Raw genomic sequence first — 19,471 nt, 5'->3', positions numbered from 1 at the left:
CGATGGTGATTGTTTGGATAAAAGAAAGTGATGGGATAGAGTCGCATAGATCCCTAAAAAGATTAAGGACCTATGCGACTAAAACTATAAAGTGGCTAACAAAGTTTGATTCGTATAGCTATGGATTTTGACGTTTTGTAAGGTCCCAATGAGTTCTTTGCCTCCTTCAAACACAACATTTTTCCAGCATCGTGTACGTGCTTTAAGCAAGCGAGGATCTTTGGTACTTGGTCTTTCAACTAATACCTCAAGGGTTTCGTCGAGCAGGTTTTGACGCTGTTTTGCATAGATGTCTTCTTGAAGTTGCATTAAGGCTTTTAACCGTTGATCTTTCACTTCTTCGGGGATATCATCTTTCCATCGCATTGCGGGGGTTCCTTTGCGCGCACTATATGCAAAAATAAAGGCGACTGCATACTCGGTCTCTTTTAGAATACGATAAGTCTCTTGAAACTCTTCGTCTGTCTCCGTCGGGAATCCTACAATAATGTCAGTTCCTAGAGCAACATGGGGAACAAGCTCTCTTAGCATCGCCACTTTTTCTAAATACTCTTCAACGGTGTACATGCGATGCATTTTTTTAAGAATTCGATTAGAACCTGCTTGAATAGGAAAGTGAACAAATTCACATAAGCTTTTTAAATCTCGGATAGCCAGCATGAGCTCTCTCGAGATATCGACAGGGTGGCTTGTCATAAAACGGATTCTCTCCAAGCCGGGAATGGCATCTAATTTCTCGAGCAAATCGTGAAATAAACATCCCCATTCAGGAGCATCTTTCCCGTAACTATTGACATTTTGTCCCAAAAGGGTAATTTCACGATATCCTTGAGAGACGAGGTGGCGACATTCTTCGACAATATGTTCGGGGGGGCGTGAGACTTCTTCACCGCGAGTGTAAGGAACCACGCAATAGGTGCAATACTTGCTGCAGCCCCGGATAATGGAAACGTGTGCGCTCACTTTGTTGTCCCGCTTTGCGCCCATATAATCCAGTTCGGTTTCGAACTTAGTGTCGGTAAGGGATGTTTGCTTTCCGGTTGAGATAACGTCATCTAATACGCGGTTTAGATCGTGGATGTTATTGGTTCCTAAGACAAAATCGATATGCGGAACCTTGTGAAAAAGAGATTCTTTTTTAGCATTTGCCATGCATCCAGTCACACCAATAATGGTATCGTGGTTCCGGTTGCGCCCGAGCTTTCCTAACTTGCCCATCACTTTTCTTTCGGCCAAGTCACGAATAGAGCAGGTGTTGAAAATCAGGAGATCAGCGGTTTCTTCTTCCATGGATCGGACTAACCCTCGGTTTTCGAGAATTCCCACCATCACTTCGGAGTCAAGCTCGTTCATTTGGCAACCATAGGTGCGCACATAAAATGTTTTTGGATTTCGCATGAATGTTCTCAATTAGATTTTAATTATAAAGTGTTGCAATGGTTGAATAATAAGATGTTGATGACTAAATTCACGCATTGCGTTATATATACGAGTTTTTTATTGCGACCATTTTAGGGGATAAGGGGATCTTTTTCAAGGTTTCATACAAAAAACAGCAAGAAGTGAAAGATTTGAAGCAAAAAAAGTTGGCAAAAAACGACATAAAGCGTATGCTCTCAATATGATTTATCACGAAAACTTTGTATAAAAGGTCAATTATGACGAAAAATCTACAAAAAACATTTGTGCTGAAAAAGCAAGATATCAAGCATCAGTGGTTCTTGCTGGATGCAGCAGGGAAAACGCTTGGTCGCTTTGCTTCTGAAGTCGCAAAAATTTTACGAGGCAAACATAAGCCTACTTTTACTCCACATGAAGATGGGGGAGATGGCGTAATTATTATTAATGCCGATAAAATTCGAGTAACAGGTGCCAAAGAAGGACAAAAAGTCTACCATTACTATACTGGGTATATGGGTGGTATGAGAAAGATCCCTTATCGCACAATGCTAGCGCGTAAGCCTGGTTATATTCTTGAGCACGCAATTAAAGGAATGATGCCTTCAAATCGTTTGACTGATGGTCAATTGACAAGACTGCGTATTTTTGCTGGCGAAGAGCATAATTTGGACGCTCAAAAACCCATTAAAGCTAACATATAGTAATTAAAGAGGTATCACTTGGAAGAAACAGTTGCAACAGGTAGACGCAAAACTGCAGTCGCCTCAGTGCGCCTCCGTACGGGCACTGGAAAAATTGATATTAATGGAAGAGCTCTCAATGAGTATTTCCCACTTGAAATTCAAAGACAAGTTGTATTAGCTCCTTTTGAAAAATTAGGCGGCGTTCAAAAACATGACATCATTATTCGCGTGAACGGCGGCGGAGTTGAAGGACAAGCTATTGCGATTCGTCTCGGTCTTGCACGTGCATTAGTTGAAAATCAAGAAGATCTTCGCCCTGATTTTAAATCTGCAGGATTCTTGACACGTGATTCACGTAAGAAAGAACGTAAAAAATACGGACGAGCAGGAGCTCGTAAGCGCTTCCAGTTCTCTAAACGTTAATTCCGTCTGGACGCTTGTACTCCCTCTTTTCAAGGCCACTGGTTTTTCAGTGGCTTTTTCTTTCCCTCTTGTTTGCATTTAAAATAAAGTCTTCACGCAGATTAGTTAATTCGTTATAATAAAAGATAAGGATTATAATAATTTTTTCTACTCTTTTAGTTGGGGAGTTTAAAATATGTCAATTCCAGAGCCTTCAAATCGTTTATCATTACCATCTTCTTTATCTAGTTCAACAATTGAACAGCAGAAAACGGAAGAACAAAAACCGGGATTTATTCAAGGTCGGGAAAAAGTTACTCTTGTGACTCAATCAGGTTCTACCAAAATTAAAGATCTTTCCAGAACTATCCAAGATTTAGCAAAAAATGTTTTCCGAGCCCAAAGTCAATTAAGTGCTCACTCTGCTTTGATTGTCAGTGGTGAAGAAATAAAAGATAAGGGAAATTTGGAAGAGGCGGTTCGCCATTCCAAAGAAAATATTAAAGACATTGAATTGCAGCTTGCCCACGCAGAATCTGGGCCTGCACGTGCAAAATTAGAAAAGGATTTGCATGTCTTAAAAGCTCGTGTAGAAACCTTAACTAAGCAGTACGATACCCTGGTTAGTGAAAAGGATGCCAGAGGGGCAGAAGGGGCGATGCGAAAGGAAATCAATGATCTTTTACTTGAGGGATCCAAAGATCCTCTCAAGGCGGCACAAAATTTCGAAAAAGCCCATGCTAAGTTAGCGGTAAGTGATCCTCATGGAACACAGTTTCCTGAGCTGCAGCAAAAAATGCAAGTCTATGCGGGTAAGTATTTAAAATTATCATCCGAAGAAAGAAGCATGGAGAAAAAACTGGAAAACAGAAATTTTTCCAGTAAAGATAAGGTCTCTCCTGAGAAAGTCTCTCCCAGAGAAGCGAAGGTCATAGAATCTCTAATTCGCAAGCATGTCGCAGTATTGTCACTAGAAACTGATCCGCAAAAAAAAGAAAATCAATTTGAAAAAGTGAAAAATTTAGCTAGAGGTTTTGGCACTAGTCAAGCTTTTTTGAAGAATTTTCTCAATGATGATCAAAAAATTGCAGGACTTGATGCTAGAACAAGAGCTTCGTTAGAAAGTGCAATGCCGCAAACTCCGATTTCGAGTATGCGACTACTTTTGCGAGAAATTAGTACAGAAAAAGCAAATTATTTTAAAACTGAACTTCAAAATAAAGCTCCTGTAGGTGAAGGATCTCCATCTACGAGAGTGGAAGTTCCTGAAGCTAAAATCTCTTCAAGTGAAAAAAAAGAAGCTCAATTTAAAATTGGGTTAATGACCTATTTATTCAATCGACCAGTAGGTAAAGTTGCAAATAAACTGAACGACTTAGCCGTCAATAATTTAAAAATTGAAAAAGTCATTGAATTCGAAATTAAACATGTTGCATCTAAATCGGTTGAAGAATTGACAAAAGCAGATAATCAACAAATCAAGACTCTTAGTACCCTTATTCAGCAGGAAAAAGACGCCTTAGCTACATTAAAATCAGAACTCGTCGCTAAAGGTCCTAGTCGGTTAGCTTCGGATGTTGAAAGGGCCATTTTAAAGCAAGAAAGTGTGGTTGCCCGCTTAGAGACAAAGCTGGATATTTTGAAATCTCAATCTGGTGATGACTATAAAAAAGGTGTAAATCTTAAGAAAAGCATTGAGCAATTTATACAAGAAGCTCTGTCAGGTCCAGAACACACAGCAGAATCTTTATTTGCTGCATTTGAGGCTCAAAAACAATTGGCATCTCTGGCCGAAAAATCTCAAGGTCCTTTACAACCTGAACTCAGGCAAATGAATGAAACCGCAATAGCTAGACTCACATCTCCCGAAGTGAAAGAGGCATCGAAATTAACAAGTGATGAGGCAAAACTAAAGGCGCAATTATTAAAAGCAGAATCCAGCAAGGATCTTCAAACACTGAAGGCATCGCCGGCAGAAGTAAGAAATATGCTGGCCAAAGAAATGTTAGAATCGATGGTTTCTGAAAAATCTTCCGAAGAGAAGGAAAACACCGTTAGTCAACTAAAAGCCCAGATGCAGGCATGGAATACATCCATTCTATTATCAGCGAATGCAGGTTTTAAAGAAGTTTTTACGACTTATGATAGGTTTGTGGGGGCTGAGGCAGAAAGAGCTCGTTTAGATTTTTATACGCAAAGAGCTGATGTATTAAATGAAATCGCCGTAAAGGGATTTCCTCGAGATCTAAAAGCTAAAATGGATCAACTACATGAAACTGGAGCTTCCCAGGGAGCGCATATTTCAAAAGAATTGGAAAAGGTGGAAGTTAAGTTTAGTGCATATATAAACACTAGAACAAGAAAAACAAGTTCGGAAAAAGGAATTAGTGAACGGCTGCAAAAAGATCGGCCATCTCTTAAAGCTTCAGATGAGAAAGCAGCGCTGACTTTGGTCACTAAAAATGCTGAACTAGCCTTATCCAAAGCTGGAGCACCCGAGGCTAAAAAATTAGCTGAAGAATTAAATAGGCTAAAAGAAGCAGCGGTGGGAAGAAGCATTCAGCAGCGTTTTAGAGATGTGCTCAAAATGAACCGTTCCTCAGAAACGCAAGATCCCAAAGCAATATGGAATACCGTGGCAACAGACCCGGAACTAGCAAAAAACCTGGACGTTCTTCGTCAACAATCAGCACAACGCATGCAAAATATTTTGCAAGATATTGGAACTCTTTTAGAAACTGAACCAGGGAAAACGCAAGAGCAATTCGATAAGTTAACAGAAGAAGTTCAGACATATACAGCATTTATGCTTGAAGGTGGTCAAGAAGATCATGCTGTGCAAGCATTGAGTGTAGGAATAGAGGCAGAGATCTCGAAAAAAATGGATCGTTTGCTGGCCCATTCAGACACTGAGTTTGAACCAAATTTGGCCACATTGCAAATGGCGAGCGGGATTGTCTCCAGAGGCCTTACAGCTTTGCCTGCTTCATTTCAAGCGAAGGCACGTGCACAGATTGGCTCATCAGAAGCTTTTAAATCGAAAGTTGAAGAAATTTTGCCACGATTTTCTGCTTTATTCAAAAGTAACGCAAATGAAACCGCGCTTATTTCCTCTAGCTTGCATCAGGTGAGAACATTAGCAAGTCTTGCTCAAGTTGAAAGTTCTAAATTAACGTTTTTAGATGAAGCAACCATTCAGAATAACTTTGTATCAGCTCACAAAGAGTTGGTAAGTTCTACAAGGCGTGAATTAGAAGAAGGTCAAAAAGGTTATGATAAGCTTCTAGTGCAAAAAGAAGCATTAAAAAAAATCTTAACACCAGAAGAAGGCGCACATTTGGAAAATTTTCTAGAAAAGTTTGACCAATATTTAAATCAATTGAAGCCAATTGCCGATCAATTTAATGAAATCGAGAAAAAAGGTGCTTCAGAAGCCTCAAGTGCGCAGGCTGCAGGAGTTTTGGAGTCTGCCGCCTTTAAGCAATTAGCTGTTGCGATTAAGGATACGCTGGGAGTCCAGCAAGGAATGGGACAAATTAATACAAAAGCAGCTCAAGTCATTGCGGAAGGAAGGCCTGAAGCAAAAGTCTTTCGAGATGCAGATTTGGGAGTTCAGTTTGTACTGATCAAACACCCCGTCGATAGATTTTTAAAATGGCCAGGTCTTTTAGATAATATGGTAAAAATCATCGAGAAAAAGAAACCAGAAGAAGGTAGCCAGTTAGCTGGGGTTCAAAATCGATTTGCTCAGTTGAAACTTCAAGTCGAAGCGCAAGCCCAAGAAATCAACAAGGGCTAATCGACAATTAAATCAACGATAACGGGCAGATGATCTGAGGGGAATTGTTGGTCAACTTTTGCAGGTTCAATGGCATGCAAGAGAACCGTAATTCCCCCTCCTACGTAGACATGATCTAAAAACACGCCGGGAGTTCCTGTACTTAGAAAACGATTATCAAATCCCCCTTTTTTTGTTTCCCCGTCATCATTTGTATAAGTCGATAAAGGTCCTAAAAAACCGAGAAGGGATGTATTCTGCGCATTTAATAGCCCAGCAGATGTAAGAAGACGATGTAGGTAATCTCCATCGTAAGCAGGGAACTTTTTGATATCTTGTCGATGGGGGAACGTATTCAAATCAGCTGTGATAATAACAGGTAATCTTTTTGCCATTTTGCTTATGTGAGAGGCCATGAATCGAACAGAGTAATCCCTGGAATCAATCGAGCCAAATGCGACATGGGCGTTCGCAATGGCAAATCGTTTGCCTGTCACAAAGTCTTCTAGTTCTAAAATGGTCAACGTTCGGGCAAAGGAATAGGGATCTTTTCCTGGTGTATGAGGAGTAGAGGACATAAACAAAACAGATTCATTGTCGACATTAAAGCGGGATTTTCGATAGAAAATACCGTTGACCTCTCCTTTCATTTTTCCATCTAACGTTCCCTTTCCATAGAAGGCGTATTCATCTCCCAAAAAGCTTAAAAGATCTTCCACTTGGTCTTGTTGCAATTCTTGGGAGCCTATTAAATCAGGATTTATCGCCTGAATCAATTCCACAACTCTTGAGCACCTATTTGGCCAGCGGTGGACCTCATCTAGACGGTTGTCCATATAATTAAACAGCATATTGTAAGAAACAACCCGTATTTTTTCTTCCTTGCGTCCTAATCCCTCTTGTATTTCTATCCACTGGTTCTGTGAGTACTTCCATTGAGAAAGCGATTCTCCTTGTTCAATCTGTTCCATTAAAGGAATAATTGAATTTGAAATTTCGCCTAAACATAATCGAGAAAGACAGCTGAAGAAGAAAAGGGCTCGTAAGAAAAGCTTCATTGGGTAATCCTAAGCTATAATTTTCCCTATTCTTTCAATTCATCTGCATAAATTCAAGTCTTAATTTTTAGTAATTCGTATAGGTTATTTTGATGCTAGTTAATATTCTAAAATCGTGGCAGTTTGTTTAGTATTGATGTTTTTTATGTATGTTGTTATTTTTTTTCGAGCAAATCAGTCAAAGTATGAAAAAAATGACATTCTTTCAAATCCTTCATGCTTTTAAATCATCATTATTTAAATACCTAGAACGTTTATGATTCCAATTGTACAGACTCTCTTCAATTCAGTAAGTCAAACCTCTCAAGTTCAGGCAATTGGGAGTCGTTATGTAGAACCAGTTTTAGAAGAACAAGTTTGTGAATCGATCTTTTTTGAAGATTTTTATCCGAAAGAAGATGGCTGTGATCAAACAATTGCTATTTTAAAAGAGTTGAATCACATCGATCGCCACGGATGGGTAACCATCCCGTTCAGAAGAGGGTTTAATTTTGGCCTCTTAGCACTAGAACAAAAACAATTAGATGCGCTTTATCAGCAGTTATATCGAAAAAATCAGCTTTGCGGATTGCCTTCTAAGGATTTTAGCATGCAAGAGCTATTCAAGTCCCTGCTTAAGCATATGCAAGGGGCTATTATTTGTTATGCAGGCAGCGGAGTCAGGAAAAAGGTTTTAGACGAGTCCTATTTTACAAAAATTCTAGAGGAATTAACAAATCATCGAAAAACACAATTAGACCTTGATTTGTGTGCTGAGTTAGGCCAAAAAGATTGTGATGACGACTATCAGGTTCTTTTGGCCCGTTCTGAAAATTTACCTGAAGGGACAAATGCTGTTTTGCAATTTTTAGAAGATCAGGTGGATGAAAAATATAGACATTTGGTTCGAAAAGCCTGTTTAAACAACTTTTGCATTAAAGCCCCTTTCTTCTCATTGGTTTCTTGGACAAATCGGCGAGCAACATCCAATCCGGCTGTTGACGAGAATGTTGACTGTGATGTTGTTTTTGTATCACAACCTAACGATTGCTTTTTAGACGCGAAATTTAGCATCCGTCTGAATTCCATTGTAGAAGATAAAGTTAATGGCACTCCCCTAATTCCGAATGGAGGTCATTATATTCATGATGGAGAATTCCATGCAGCAGGAGGCTTACAAGGGATTATCTGTTTTCTGACAAGGGTTTTGAAAGCACAAAATTTAGACAATATGAATAATCATATTTTTTCTAAGCTCGTTGCTTTGATTTCTATGGGCCGAAGAGACTATGGACAGGGATTTCAATTTATTCAACAAAGCGAAAAAAGCAAAAAGAGTTTGCCATGGCAAATTACCGATCGATTCATTATCGGGGCCACTGATAATTTAACGATAGAAAATGCTTTGCAGATCTCGACTTATTTAAAAAAACATTATCCGCATGATCAAGTGATGGCTCTTGCCATGACTTACAACGCTTGTTTATGTATTAGTCAGCATGTCTCGCCCATACTTGTGGATGAGATTTATAAGAAATTATTGCCGATTCCCAATGCACTGGATGATCATTTTTCAATTTTTGCATTAATAGATCAAGGTGTACGGTTAGGGATTTCGTTTGTCGATGTGACGCAAATCCATCAGTGCTTTGCATTGTTAGCCCTTGGAGTAAAAAGAGGGCAATTTAATGCATCCAGTGTCCAAATTTTCTTAAGCAAACATGAAGGTTTTCCTGTTGTAAAAATTCAAGAGGAAAACAAGTCTGTTTTCATTCGTTTTGATCCATTAAAAGGTTACCAAACATGTTTAGCTCTATTGAAAGATAAAAAAATAAGTCGCTACTTAATACATGTTTTGAATGCGTATTTTCCGCAAAACAGCTTTTTGGCTTCAGAAGGCTCTCAGCTTTCGGGATATCGGGAGCATATGAAAATATTATTGAAGCCTTTGCAAGAGGCAATCCTGGAACATGAATTTGCTGAAAATTCTTTTTTAAGTCATTTAAACTATTACTTGTTATCTGCTTGCCAAACGTGTATTCCCTCTTTCATGGGGTTAGAAAACGTGATCAAGCAATTTCCTTTTATTCATGAAAGAAGCAATCAAAAAAGGAAAAGAATTTTAGAATGTCAGCTTGAAAATATTTTGTTTTTTTCGAAAATTGAGCCTTGGTTCAACTTCGTAGCGAATATATTTGAGATATTTCATCGATCAACATCTTCTGTGCAGGCTTGGATGGAGGCATTGGCTTCCATCAACGACCCTCGACTACAGCAATTATCTTTTGGGATTTTAAAATATTCTCTTCAGACAAAAAGAAAGACCTATTTAATCCGTGTCTTAGCCGAACATTTGTTGTCGACTAATGTAGAGTTAGCATTTGAAGTCTTTAAACTCTGCGATCTCCAGGAGGTTGCATACAAAAGAATCCACTTAGATTTATTTTTAAATTTTTCATCCCACATCAAAGACCATCCTGCAGACTTCATTTTTGCATTTATGAAACAAGTCCAGCCTCTTTTTGAAAATCACGACCTTAATGATGAATTACTAACTGCTAAGGAACATTTTGAGACGATTGTTAGTCCACTTTTAAAAAAGATTTTTCATTCAGGTTACAAATCTTATGTACATACTCTATTAACACTTTTCACGAAAAAAAACTCTAAAAGCGAGATGTGGCGTGACATTTTAAATGAGTTAATTAGTCATTCGGAAGTTGAAGAAAGTTTATCTTTATGGAGAGAGGGAAAAACATTTAAAGTATGGAGACAAAAGGATGCCTTAGCTTTTGCAGAATATGTGTTTAAACATATTGAAGCAAAAAATCATTTCATCAAAGCAGAAGTTTTGACGGATCTTTGCAAATTCTCACCTTCAGGATCTAGTTATGGGCAAATTAGGCAGCTTGTTTTATCTATCCTCACGAATGAAAAGGGGAAAATTACGGCCAGAAAGGTGCCACAGAATTATTCCCCCTATTTATCTAAAGAAGAGCTACTTTCTGTTGAGTTAAATGTGATTAAGGATGATATCTCAGGCTCTCATTTTTTCTCTGCCGCTGAAAGTCTTTTGGGCATATCATTCTTTTCGGAAAATGATGGATCTCAAAAAACCAAAAAAATAATCTACTTTTTCTTTTCAAAGTTGATGGAATCCAAAGGGGATCTTAAAGATTCTAAGTTATTCGACACCATTCTCAAACTTTTATCTAGTCAGTCATTTGCTCACTTGATCACGAGAGAACATAAAATAGACTGGATTTTTGGCATTATTCAAAAAATGGGAAATGTCAATAAACTTCCCCAGTTTTCTTCATTTCTTCATGAGATGCTTAAAGAGATCTGGAGCCAAGATTCCTTCCTTTTGTACTCCTCATGCATTGATTATTGTTTAAAGCATCTTTTACATAATAAGCAGATATCAAAGCCTTTAAAAAAAGTGGTGCAAGATTTTCATGTTCATTTGCTTTTTTATAGCTTGTCATTGCCAAAAAAACAGGTGTTTTTTGATGTGGTACAGCTTGTGGTAAATCAGGAGTGCTTTAAAACTCTAAAAAGTGAAAGTCGTACGCGTTTAGAAGAGCACACGTTACGATCTTTAAAAAAGCCCAATCTGAGTAAAGAAGAAGTTTTGGGCTTTCATCATCTCTATAAAGGTGTAATGGTCCAAGGAAACAGTGTGGAAGTGAATTTTGAGATTGTGGAAGCTTTGATCACGCATTTATTGCATTTCTCTCAGGTAACATTTGTGAACCATTGGAGCGCCCAATTATTGCAACATTCGCAAACGCCTTCTCAAATTACGGTTTTACTTAAAGTGGGTTATCATTTAATACCTTCCAACGAGAGGGATTTTCAGAAAATATTTGATGCGTTTTATAGTAAACAATGCGTAGATAAAGATGGAGAATTTGCCTGGAAACAACTTGTCGAAGAATGTCTAACAAAATCTCATCCTCAATTTGTTTTTCATCTAATCGAGCGAAATGAAGAGATGTTAAAAGAATTAGATTTCTGTATAGAAAAGCTGTTAAAGCATTTTTTAGAAAATACCAAACCCCAGCCTCATCAGCTAGAAACTTATATAAAGATTACTGAGCACGCTAATTGCGCAAATTTCGTAACCTGGTTGGATTTATGTCATAAAATAGAACGTTTTGGGTCAGAGAAGATAAAAGATCAATTTTTGCATGCTTTTAAGGAAAGAGTACTTTACTCCGATGTTTTGAAGGCTTTTCCCCAAGACAAATTCGCCTGTTTGATGCGTTGCTTGTCTCTTTTAGAAAGAGAAAAAGGGTTTTCAGCGGAGCAATGGCTGCAAGATAAGCGTATTGCAGCTTTTTTTGATGAGCCACTTTTAAAAGATAAAAAAGCAGAATTTTATTCTCACTTGCTAAAGCTTATCCAAAAAAAGAACCCTCTCGCTTATGTGATAACATTGCATAAACACATGGCTATTTTGATGGGAAATAGCCACCCAGAAGCTTTATCAATCGACTCAGTTAAACTTTTAATACATAACACTCAAGAATGCATGATTATCAAAGGATGCCATGCCTTGCAAAAGAGATTTATGGAATCTCCTGGGCCAGAGGAAGAGGCTCTTTTTATTGATTTATTAGCGCGAACGGTGAGTGAGTTAGTAAAAAGTCATCAAATCATTGAAGAGGTGGCTGTTCTTATTCGTCTCTATACGCAAAAATATGCAATAGAATTTATTTTTGAGGCCATGGAGCTTTGTTCTTCACATCCGAATAAAAAAATTAAAGCGATGTTTTCCGACTTGCAAACACACTTTTTTTCTGTTCAAGAGAGTGAATCTTATCACGTTTTGGAAGACTGGGTTCAAACACCCCCTTCTCTTCAATTTTTGTCTGCGTTTTTTGAATCTTCTGTTGTGGAAAAATTCTTAGCGCCAAATCAAATCAATCAATTATTTGGAAAAGCGATCGTGAAACTGATGGAGAAAAATCCCTGCAAAGAGTCTTTAAGGCTTTTTTATGATCATTTTTCAAGATTTGAATCTCTCCCAAAGCTTAAGGTTAGCGCACTAAAAGAGTTTTTTAGCATGCTCTTTGATGTAGATTCTTTCATTAATCAAGAAGATCAATTTTGGCGCTATCTAGATACATTTGCTCTTTTATGGATTAGGCAATCGACGAAGCCTGAAAACTATTTCTACAAATGGGAACGGTTATCAAGTGAAGACCAAAAAACGAGAGTTTTTCATTTAATTGCTTCATCAGATATTCAAAAATTGGAAAAAAATCTTCAAGCTCCTATCCCGTGCGCCAATGATCCCAGCATACTTGATCGCATTTTTGACTTTGCGAATATTATGTTCGAGCTTTCAACACTTCAAAAGAAGAATTTAGAGAAAAATTATTCTCATGCATGGGGAATTGCAAAATATTTTCTAGGAACGCTTGTTTATCTAGATTCAAAGGAAGTTTCTCCAAAGAACAAGGTGAGATATGCACAGATCATTGAGACATTAGCTGATCAGCTGATCTACATGAATGAATTTTTGTGTAAGAAGATGCAATTAGGGGAAATTTTTTTTCAGTTAGAACTCCCTAAAACGGCCGAAAAGGTTTTTCAGAAACTCTATTTCTATTGTTACCAAGATTGGCCTCAAGGATTTTTGATCTCCGACAAAGGAAAAATGGAAATCATCAATGATCTTTTTCCTATCCTTGCAAAGCATCCCATCGATTCAAGTCGGCAAAAAGCCGTACAACTTTTTGGTTCTGTTGGGTATTTTTGTATGCAAAATTTTCCTCGGACTTACTTCTCCGATTTTAAGTATTTATTAGAAAAAATTCAGGACAAGGATTTATCGGTTACGCTTGTTGATCAATTTCTTGAAAAATTAGCGAAAAGTCCCTTCAGTGCAAAATTTTCCTTATCTACTAAAGCAAGCCTTATAGAGAGCTCAATTCTTTTTGTAGCGGACCAAGCAGAAATCCGGACAAAGAGTATCGAATTGTTTGGGAAATTTGCGGATTTACTAGCGAAGATGGATCGTCAGAAGTATAACGCATGCTTCGAAAAAATCGCTCAATTGTATGGGAATCTAAAAGAGTTTGAAGGGCTAAAAGAATTGCAGCCAAAAACATTTAACTTTTTGCATTTATGCTGTTTTAGAGAGTGGCCAAGTTCTGTCATTTTGAAAATTAACGAACATGAACAAACCAAAATATTCGAAGATACCATCCAATTGCTGATCAATGGTTTAGATGCGAATAGAGCAACCGAGTTATTTATTAAACATGGTCATTTACTGCTGAATAAAAATGCGCAAGTCTATGCTAACACTCTAGAATCTATTCTCAATTTCTTAAAAGGAAAAGAAGAAATCCATTTAATTTCCGCTGAATTTGAAAAGATTGCAAAGTATGCAAAAGATGACTCTTTAAGGATTTTTGAGACAATTTTTCATATCCTTGAAATGGATGTTGCCACATTTTTGGAATCAGGAGCTCTGCTCTTAACGGGAGCTTTTCATGCACGTATTTTTCAAGGAAACATCGACTCATTTTATGAGAAAATACATGTCTTTGGAAAACACATGTTATCTTCCATGGCTGCTGGAAATCTAGATGCCTATCAGGACGTGTTTTTCCCATTACTGTTTCTTGATTTTGGAAAAACACGTGAAACAAAGCTTTCTTCCGAAGAAAAAATATTAAGATTATCAAAAATTAATCATTGGCAGAATGAGTTCGGAAAAATGCTTGCACTGAGAAAAGAAACGGTTCTGAAAAGAAAATTCAAGATGATGGTTAATAAAATCCAGGGAATAAAAGAGGAAAAGGACCCCGTTCGTTTTGAAAAGGCCACACAGTGGATTGAAAATCAATTATTGAAAAACCTTATCCGTCTTTCAGCTAATTCGATCGATCACTTCACTATCACGTGCGATTCTCTACAGTATGTGCAAAATGTGATTTTGCGACGTCCCCCTGAAGAGCGCGATAGTCATGGATATGAATTGTTATTAGAGTGTTACCAGCCACTATGGGAATGGTTAGAAAATCACGGAATGACGATTATGGGTAGCTTGTCCAAAGTCCCGATTTTTCGATTCATTATTTCAGCTCTTATAGGTAAAGAAAACTGCACAATAGCGCTAAAGGAAACGGCTAAAGGAAGAGACTGCTTTGCGAAACTTTGTATAGAGCTTTCTCATGCAATGCTTAAGGCAAGCTTAAAAATTGCACCAACAGACTCGGAGAATAACCGATTTTTTTGTATTGAAATGATTGCATTTATCAATAAAACAATAGACTTACAGGTATTTGACAATCATCTGGAAAAATTTTATTTTATCGTTGATTTGTTTCAGAGATTTTTATCACACCTTTCACCATATTCAGAAAACGAAAAAAACATGCTAACGCAGGTAGCTGAAAAAGCTGCGTTTCAACCGATTGATGAAGCTTTTATGCTGCAACAGATCTTCTTATTTATTCTAAAAACCTGGACCTGCAGAAAAACACATGAAGAGAGGAAACAAAGTCGTCTTTTAATTTGCAATTGGTTGCTGATATTGATCAGCAAAAAAAGATTGCCTGAAGGATTGAAGCTTCTTCGCCAACATCCCATTGTTGAGGTGACCTTTGATAAGTTAGAAATCAAGGAAATCAAGGAAATAGGTTAATTTTTTTATTTTTAGAATTTGTTTTAATATATTTTTGTGCTTAGCTACGCATAAATCAGCATAAAAAATATGAGGAATATGTCTAAAAATTACGACGCAGTTGTGATTGGAACAGGACCCAATGGTTTTGCAGCGGCCATTACACTGGCCCAAGCCGGTCTTTCCGTAGGGATGTTTGAAGCGAAAGATACGATAGGTGGAGGAATGCGCTCAGCCGAGCTTACTCTGCCTGGATATGTTCATGATGTCTGTTCGGCCATCCATCCTTTAGGAGTGGGGTCGCCCTTCTTCCGTTCATTGCCTCTTGAAAAGCACGGATTAAAATGGATTTTTCCTTCGGCTGCTTTGGCGCATCCTTTCGATGATGGATCGGTCGCAATTCTTGAAAGCTCCATCGAGAAAACAAGTGAAATATTAGGTCTCGATGCAACAGCTTATCGACGCATTTTAGAGCCTTGTGTACAAAAGTGGGATAATCTTGTTGATGATTTATTGGGACCTTTAAGGTTTCCGAAGCACCCTATTCAAATGGCTTGGTTTGCAGGATTATGCTTACAACCTGCCTACAGCTTAGCATGTCAATTTTTTCGTGAGGAACGGGCTCGCGGTCTTTTTGGAGGGCTTGCAGCTCACTCGATGATGCCTTTAGAGCGCTCCTTAACATCTGCTTTTGGTCTTATTCTAGGGACACTCGGTCATAAGGCAGGCTGGCCACTACCTGAAGGGGGATCACAAAATATTGCCAATGCTTTGGCATCTTTCTTTCGCTCTCTTGGAGGAGAAATTCACACAAACACAAATATTGAGTGCATTGATGATCTTCCGTCATCTCAGGTAATCCTCTGCGACGTGTCACCAAAACAATTATTAAAAATAGCAGATCATCAGCTTTCTGATCATTATAAGGGTAAGCTAGCCAGCTACCGTTATGGACCAGGCGTTTTCAAAGTGGATTGGGCGTTGAGTCAATCAATTCCCTGGAAGGCGAAAGAGTGTTTACGTGCAGGTACAGTACATATTGGGGGAACTCTTGATGAAATCGCCAAATCGGAAAGAGAAGTTTGGGAGAATGTTCACCCTCAAAAACCTTACATCATTCTTGCTCAGCAGAGTTTATTTGATTCTACTCGAGCTCCTAAGGGGAAGCAGACAGCTTGGGCCTACTGTCATGTTCCCAATGGCTCTAACGTGGATATGACAGAGGTTATTGAGGCGCAGATTGAACGTTTTGCTCCAGGATTTAAGGATTGTATTCTGGCTAAAGCGACCAAATCGGCTGTAGAATTTGAGCAATACAATGCCAATTATATGGGAGGGGATATCAACGGTGGCGTACAGGACCTCACACAGCTATTCACGCGTCCGGTTGCGAGAATAGTGCCCTATTCAACGCCGCGTAAAGGACTATACATTTGTTCTGCTTCAACTCCTCCAGGAGGGGGCGTTCATGGTATGTGTGGCTATCATGCCGCTAAAGCAGCTCTTAAGCAGTGCTTTTAAATAGTTTTGAAATCAAAGCTCACATGCAAAAAGGACATGGCGATCTCGATACACCTGAAATCATTAAAGAAAAATAACTCTAAACATATTTATGATCGATAATGTCTAAATCATTGATTTGAATTGTTTTCTTGAATTAAAATTTTTTTGTTTGCTGATTTCTATGACAACTTTCTAAAAGTAAAAGATTTAACGCAATACCTTAGTTGTAAATAATGAATGTTTTTAAATGATTAAATTTGTGATTCATTTCATTCTATTGTGCAGTGTTTGCAGACTTAATGCAATGAATACACACGAGAAAATACAATCTATCCCTTTTGAAGATAGAGTTGCTTTGGAGGAACTGTTTTCGTCTTTTATATTTGAAGATACTTTTGGTTATACATTGTTTGGGAATAAACCCATTTCGTTGGGCGGTAATTTTAGAGTAACACCTTGGGCAAATGTGCTCGCAGGTTGCAGATGCGGAGGGGCTTTTTGGAAAAAATGGGAAATATGGGAAAAGTATCAGGACCAGTTTTTGAGTTCAAAGTACCTTTTAATAAGTGAGCCTCATTTTTTAGGAAAGTCTGATTTGGATGAATTGATCTTACTTATAAACAAAAGAGCTTTTCTAAAGTCCCTCGAAAACCACTTAATAACTTTTGAAAATATACTAAAACAAAAAATCATTCCTGAAGAATTTTTGGGAGAAATTGAAAATGGCACACTATCATTTTTTGACAGTATACAGAAGAATGAGACGTTGTTAGGGATTCTTTTAGGGTATGGGAAACATAATGCGGAAATGTTTTATCAGCGAAAAAAAATATTCAAATTTGATTGCTTAACATTTTTTGGGGATCATTATTACTCTCCATTAGTGGTAAATGACGTGTTTTTTGTCGCGGATCAAAATCATCCAGAAACAAAATATTTACGATCGAAGTACACTCAACTTAGAGGAAAGATCTCAGAAATTTATGCTAAAGGGGATCTTTTAACAATCACTCTAGGTCAATTTGTGGCAGACTAAATGAGGCCGCTCTTAGAATTGAGGAGACTGTTCATTTTTTTGTGTAAATGACTTTAATCATGCATTCAAACCTAATCTATAGCCGTAAGCAATCGAAAGGTGGGAGATGATTGTTTTCCATCCATGCATTGGCATCGTCCACTTTTTGGACATATCGCGTATTGCCAAGAAAAGCATTTTCATCAAGGATTCATCTGTCGGAAAGACAGCCTTATTCTTTTCTTAGCTACCTATGAACGGATTCTACTGCATTTGTAGTATATATTAAATGACGAATTTGCCCTGGAAAAGCAAAAAACGTTTTAACGTTATCCCAGTGAACTAGCCAAGGCCTTACCGCTAATGCATATTTAGACTCCCATTTCTTCTGAAGTTTCTCCAAATTTTGATAGGCTATTTCTTTCGTTGATGCCTTATAAATCTCTTTCAAATCCGTCATGAACTCCTTGCTATAATTATGAGCAACATATTTGATCGAATTTCGAATCATATGGATTATGCGAAGTTGAATTTTAACTTTCGGAAAGACCATTTTTATTGCATCTGGAAGTGTTTTTAATCCATCAATACAGACTATGAAAATATCCTTCACGCCTCTATTTTGTAGTTCTGTACATACTTTGAGCCAAAATTTAGCCCCTTCCGCATCACCAATCCAAATACCAAGCACATCTTTTTTGCCTTCTAAATCAATTCCCAAGTATGTATAAGAGGCTTTTGAAACGACTTTTCCATTTTCTTTAACTTTATAATGAATTGCATCGAAGAAAATTATTGGATACATATTTTGAAAAGGCCTGGCTTGCCACTCAGTTACTGACTCCATTACTTTTTTAGTAATATTTGAAATGAGAGCGGGTGATAAATCCGCTCCATAAAGCTCTTGAACATGTGATTGAATATCCCTAACTGTCATCCCAGAGATATGATCAAAAGTTGTGTATGAGATGAAAAAAAGAGAGCGCATCCTTAAAATGTTTTTACGACAAAAACTAAATGGGAGTGCGCTCATGGAAGATTTTCGCTTTTCTTCAGAAAAAATGCCATCAACAAATGAACAAAATGATCCTCTCGAAGAAATTCTTCGCAAAGGAGCTCAAAAATTGTTACAGCAAGCTATTGAATTTGAAGTACAAGAATATCTGGAACTTTACAAACAATCGAAAGAATTTACCCATCAATCTCCTGCAGTAAGAAATGGTTACTTACCAGAAAAAAACATTCAAACCGGTCTTGGCCCAATTGCAATTCGTCAGCCTAGAATAAAACATAGAGACGATGGCAAGTTCACAAGTGCGATTTTGCCACCTTATTTGAGAAGGACACAAAGTATAGATGCGGTTATTCCTGCTTTGTATCTTAAAGGAATATCTACCCTAGATTTCCCGAAAGCTCTGAAGGCAATTTTGGGAGAAAATGCTAAAGGACTATCACCCACAAATATCGTTAGATTGAAAGATTCATGGACAACAGAATATCAAAATTGGCTCAAAAGTGATTTATCCGCAAAAAAGTATGTTTATATATGGGCGGATGGGATTTATTTTAACATTCGTTTAGAAGAAGATCGACCCTGCGTTCTGGTTCTGATAGGTGCTTTAGAGGATGGAAATAAAGAACTTATCATGATTCATGATGGGTACCGAGAAAGCAAGCTGTCTTGGAAAGAAGTTTTGCAAAATTTAAAACATCGAGGTCTCAAAGAAGGACCAAAGCTTGCTATTGGAGATGGAGCACTTGGCTTTTGGGCGGCTTTAAATGAAGAGTTTCCAGCAACAAAGCAGCAAAGGTGTTGGGTGCATAAAACGGCTAATATTTTAGATAAAATACCAAAAAGTGTTCAAAAGTATGCCAAAGAGATCATTCACGAAATTTATATGGCTCCAAGAAAAACGGATGGACTAAAAGCTTTTGAGAAGTTTCTTGGGACATATGAATCAAAATATCCAAAAGCCTGTGAATGTTTGAAAAAAGACAAAGATCAAT

The 19,471-nt window shown here is 37.7% G+C and carries 9 protein-coding genes and 1 pseudogene; 7 read left to right on the top strand and 3 right to left on the bottom strand.

Annotated features, from left to right (window positions below; translation table 11 throughout):
* Positions 1-84: 84 nt before the first annotated feature.
* On the bottom strand, positions 85-1,398 hold the full coding sequence (miaB, locus tag AB7E63_RS08365) for a tRNA (N6-isopentenyl adenosine(37)-C2)-methylthiotransferase MiaB (RefSeq protein ID WP_284452716.1): 1,314 nt from the start codon (positions 1,396-1,398) through the stop codon (positions 85-87).
* A 260-nt stretch (positions 1,399-1,658) separates the two neighbouring features.
* On the opposite strand from miaB, the gene rplM reads away from it, so the two are divergent.
* From rplM to AB7E63_RS08350, 3 genes are all read left to right on the top strand, one after another.
* Positions 1,659-2,102: a 50S ribosomal protein L13 gene (gene rplM, locus AB7E63_RS08360; RefSeq protein ID WP_006342610.1), complete on the top strand. Its 444-nt coding sequence runs from the start codon at positions 1,659-1,661 to the stop codon at positions 2,100-2,102.
* A gap of 18 nt (positions 2,103-2,120) precedes the next feature.
* Positions 2,121-2,507, top strand: coding sequence for a 30S ribosomal protein S9 (rpsI, locus tag AB7E63_RS08355; protein ID WP_006342611.1), 387 nt, complete (start codon positions 2,121-2,123; stop codon positions 2,505-2,507).
* Between the two features lie 175 nt (positions 2,508-2,682).
* Positions 2,683-6,285 carry a hypothetical protein gene (locus tag AB7E63_RS08350; protein ID WP_428419185.1) on the top strand — a complete coding sequence of 1,201 codons (3,603 nt, stop codon included), beginning with the start codon at positions 2,683-2,685 and terminating at the stop codon, positions 6,283-6,285.
* On the opposite strand, the gene AB7E63_RS08345 is transcribed toward AB7E63_RS08350, so the two are convergent.
* Positions 6,282-7,322 (bottom strand): endonuclease/exonuclease/phosphatase family protein, encoded by a 1,041-nt coding sequence (locus AB7E63_RS08345; RefSeq protein WP_006342613.1) that lies wholly within the window; start codon positions 7,320-7,322, stop codon positions 6,282-6,284. The two genes, AB7E63_RS08350 and AB7E63_RS08345, sit on opposite strands and share 4 nt — an antisense overlap.
* Before the next feature lie 256 nt (positions 7,323-7,578).
* Between AB7E63_RS08345 and AB7E63_RS08340 the strand changes: the two genes are divergently transcribed.
* The 3 genes from AB7E63_RS08340 (at position 7,579) to AB7E63_RS08330 (ending at position 17,485) form a co-directional block, all read left to right on the top strand.
* On the top strand, positions 7,579-14,967 hold the full coding sequence (locus AB7E63_RS08340) for a hypothetical protein (RefSeq protein ID WP_428419183.1): 7,389 nt from the start codon (positions 7,579-7,581) through the stop codon (positions 14,965-14,967).
* A gap of 78 nt (positions 14,968-15,045) precedes the next feature.
* Positions 15,046-16,467: a phytoene desaturase family protein gene (locus AB7E63_RS08335; RefSeq protein WP_284452713.1), complete on the top strand. Its 1,422-nt coding sequence runs from the start codon at positions 15,046-15,048 to the stop codon at positions 16,465-16,467.
* Between the two features lie 286 nt (positions 16,468-16,753).
* Positions 16,754-17,485 (top strand): hypothetical protein, encoded by a 732-nt coding sequence (locus AB7E63_RS08330; protein ID WP_284452712.1) that lies wholly within the window; start codon positions 16,754-16,756, stop codon positions 17,483-17,485.
* Between the two features lie 57 nt (positions 17,486-17,542).
* On the opposite strand, the pseudogene AB7E63_RS08325 reads toward AB7E63_RS08330, so the two are convergent.
* Positions 17,543-18,413 (bottom strand): annotated as a pseudogene (locus AB7E63_RS08325) (IS256 family transposase); the annotation flags it as partial.
* A gap of 82 nt (positions 18,414-18,495) precedes the next feature.
* Between AB7E63_RS08325 and AB7E63_RS08320 the strand changes: the two are divergent.
* Positions 18,496-19,471: IS256 family transposase (locus AB7E63_RS08320; protein ID WP_428419180.1), on the top strand; the 976-nt coding region annotated here is incomplete at its 3' end.

This window comes from Parachlamydia sp. (assembly GCF_050255895.1).
GTDB lineage: Bacteria > Chlamydiota > Chlamydiia > Chlamydiales > Parachlamydiaceae > Parachlamydia > Parachlamydia acanthamoebae.
The sequence above is the reverse complement of the archived record's forward strand: the minus strand, read 5'-3'. Positions and strand labels throughout refer to the sequence as shown.